The organism is Hymenobacter algoricola (assembly GCF_039539525.1).
GTDB classification, from domain to species: Bacteria; Bacteroidota; Bacteroidia; order Cytophagales; family Hymenobacteraceae; genus Hymenobacter; species Hymenobacter algoricola.
In genome coordinates this window covers 1-2,970 of the sequence record NZ_BAABDH010000070.1, presented here as the reverse complement: position 1 = coordinate 2,970, position 2,970 = coordinate 1, and the positions used below count along the sequence as shown (strand labels likewise).

General features: G+C 60.6%; 3 protein-coding genes. 1 reads left to right on the top strand and 2 read right to left on the bottom strand.

The genetic code is table 11. The annotated features are described in order from the left end of the window. The first annotated feature begins 233 nt into the window (after positions 1-233). Positions 234-878 (top strand): hypothetical protein, encoded by a 645-nt coding sequence (locus tag ABD842_RS13905; protein WP_345115015.1) that lies wholly within the window; start codon positions 234-236, stop codon positions 876-878. A gap of 1 nt (position 879) precedes the next feature. Here ABD842_RS13905 and ABD842_RS13900 read toward each other — a convergent pair whose 3' ends face one another. Beyond that, the gene (locus ABD842_RS13900; protein WP_345115012.1) at positions 880-2,265 is read right to left on the bottom strand and encodes a Y-family DNA polymerase; all 1,386 of its coding nucleotides are present in this window, start codon (positions 2,263-2,265) and stop codon (positions 880-882) included. A gap of 37 nt (positions 2,266-2,302) precedes the next feature. Next, positions 2,303-2,770 (bottom strand): LexA family protein, encoded by a 468-nt coding sequence (locus ABD842_RS13895; protein WP_345115009.1) that lies wholly within the window; start codon positions 2,768-2,770, stop codon positions 2,303-2,305. Positions 2,771-2,970 lie beyond the last annotated feature (200 nt).

Genomic DNA, 2,970 nt, shown 5'->3' with positions numbered 1-2,970 from the left:
CGGAATTTAAGGGTCGAAATTTTGCTGCACTTATAGTAGCGGTTAGCAGGCTGCATAACAGTAAGTTACGCCCATTCTCTTGACTTCTGCTTCCTAAGCCCCAGGAGATTATAGAATGGGATGGAGCAAGGGTAGAGATTTTGCAGATTACAGCTACCTACCACTATTGCGAACGGCCGAAATGCGCTTAATTTTCTTGAAGTAGCGGCGGCCTTACACAAACCCTGCAAGTCATGCCCAGAAAGAAACCGATCAAACTGCCCGAGCCGATTGTCAAGTCTTCGCAGATGCTGTACAACCTGACCAAAAGCCGGGCGGCGCTGCAGCGGCGGCTGGTTCAGGAAGGCAAGCCATACGCGCCGCTGGTGACGGAGTTACTGCCGTGGGTGGGGGGCGAGCAGGTGCCGATGGCCAAGGAGCTGCAGGAAAAGCTGGGGCTGAAGCCGACCCTCTTCCGGCGGTGGCTGGAAACCTGCTACGCGGATCTGATAGCGCTGCTGGCCACGGAGGCGAATGTGCTGCAGGTGCGGGAGGTGGTGCATCATCTGTACCTGCACGGTAAACGCAAAACCGTGGAGGTGCAGTGCCGGCTGCCGGTGACGCCGCGGCTGTATGAGCAGGTGGAGCTGCCTCTGGTCGGGGCCGAAACCGGGGAGTACAGCTACTACGTGGACAGCATAACCCACGCGCTGGAGCTGGATAGGATAGTCATTCATATCTCGCTGAAGGCCGGCTACTACAACGCCTACGTGGAGCACCTGCGGGAGCGTGCGTACTTCGAGGGGACAATCACCTACAACGACCTGACGGAGCTTTCCTCGTTTGAGCTGCAGGAAAAGCTGCGGGATTTGTACGGGCGAAACAAGCCGATACACTAAGCTAATCGACCACCATCAAATCCTCCAGCCGGGTAGTAAACGCCTGGCTTTTGTGCTGGGCCTTTCCCTGCCAGGAGGCGGGCTGGCCGGCGGCAGTTACGGTAGCGGCCGGACGCACGGTGCCGCGGCCGAACTGGCGGTTGAGTGCGTCGAGGCTGTGCATGAGCTTCCGGGCCCGATCATCGGATATGGGGGCAATGACTGTAGACGAAACCGGCGAGAACAAGTCGAGCTGCTGGCCCCGGCAGGGGGGCTCTAGGCCGTCGAGCACCACGCCGGCCTTGGCATAGAGGCGGCCGGGCTCGTAGAGCTTTTCCAGCAGGCGGCGGCCGTAGGCCAGCAGCTGCAAGGTGTTGCTGGTGGGGCCGGCGGGCAGCGTGAGCGTAGTGGAGCGGGTGTAGGGCGGCTGCACGCGGGTGTCATAGCGGTCTTGGCTGATGTAGACGGTGAGAATGTGAGCTTGGTCGCCGTGGGCGCGCAGCTTCTCGGCGGCGCGGCTGAGGTAGGTCGTGACGGCGCCCCACAGGTCGTCGAAGGTGGCCAGACGCTGACCGAAGGAGCGGGAGCAGCTGATACTTTGCCGGGAGGGGGTACTGTCTTCGGAGGGCAGCAGGCCGTGGCAGGGCTGGCCCAGCAGTTCCTGCACCAGCCGCCAGCCAATCACCCCACCGAGGTGCTTACGGGCCCACGCCTCGGACACTTGGCTCAGCTCCCAGGCCGTGCGGATGCCTTGGGTGGCAAGCTTGCCGGCATATTGGTAGCCGATACCCCACACGTCGGCAACGGGCAGGGCGCGCAGAGCCCGCTCGCGCCGGCTGGCGGTATCGAGGCGCAGGATGCCCTGCAGCTCGGGGTGCTTCTTGGCCAGACGGTTGGCGACCTTGGCCAGCGTTTTGGTGGGCGCCACGCCCACGCAGGTGGGGATGCCGGTGCAGGCCAGCACGTCGCGGCGGATGGACTGGACGCGGGTGTCGAGGGTGCCGCACCAGGTAGTGAGGCCGTGCAGGTCGAGGAAGGCCTCGTCAATGCTGTACACTTCTACCCCGGGTACGTGGGCCGCCAGGCGGGCCATGACGCGGCGGCTCATGTCGCCGTAGAGGGCGTAGTTGGAGCTGAGGGCGTGGCCCTGGTGGCGGCGCAGCAGCTCGCGCACCTTGAAGAAGGGCGCGCCCATGGGGATGCCGAGCTGCTTGGCCTCAGCCGAGCGGCTCACTACTGCCCCATCATTGTTGCTCAGCACCACCACCGGGCAGCCTTCGAGCCTAGGTTGAAAAACCCGCTCGCAGCTAACGTAGAAGTTATTGCCGTCGACTAATCCGTACATGAGGCGAGATAGTGAAATGGTGAGGTTGATGGGCGGACTACGCGAGTGGAGCGAATGGTGCAAACAGAGCAGTTAACTTCCCATTTCACCACCTCACCAGTTAATCCCGGCTGCGCAGCAGCGCGGTGAGTTTGCCCGGTATCAACTCGTGAACGACGTGAGTGACGACGCCCCAGATGCGCAGGTTTTCGGGTTCGATGATTTCGTAGTCGGCATACTGGGGATTCTCGGCCTGCAGCCACCAGCTGCGGCCCCGGCGCACGAGCCGTTTGACGGTGCATTTGCCTTCCACCAGGGCTACCACAATGTGATTGTGGTCGGCTTCCAGATGCTTGTCGACAGCTAGCAGGTCGCCGGCGTGGATTTCGGCCCCTTGCATGCTTTCGCCCGACACGCGCACTAAGTAAGTGGCTTCAGGGTGGCGGAACAGGAGGCGGTTAAGGTCGAATAACCCCTCCAGCTCATCTGTAGCTGGTGAAGGGAAGCCGGCCGGTACAAGAGAGGCAAAAAGCGGCAGCCACAAAGTGGTGGTAGGAGTGCCTACGTCGATGAGTTCAATGGATGTCATGCTGCACAAATCAAGAGCGGATGCAGCAAGTATACTAATAATATTAGTACATTGGTTGCGCAAGTTGAGCACAATAAGTAGACTGCCGTAATTGCTTTGGGGCTTAGGAAGCAGAAGTCAAGAGAATGGGCGTAACTTACTGTTATGCAGCCTGCTAACCGCTACTATAAGTGCAGCAAAATTTCGACCCTTAAATTCCG

Bases quoted from the DNA above. Each gene is read 5' to 3' on its own strand.
- ABD842_RS13905 (WP_345115015.1), top strand. From the start codon at position 234: ATGCCCAGAAAGAAACCGATCAAACTGCCCGAGCCGATTGTCAAGTCT.
- ABD842_RS13895 (WP_345115009.1), bottom strand. From the start codon at position 2,770: ATGACATCCATTGAACTCATCGACGTAGGCACTCCTACCACCACTTTG.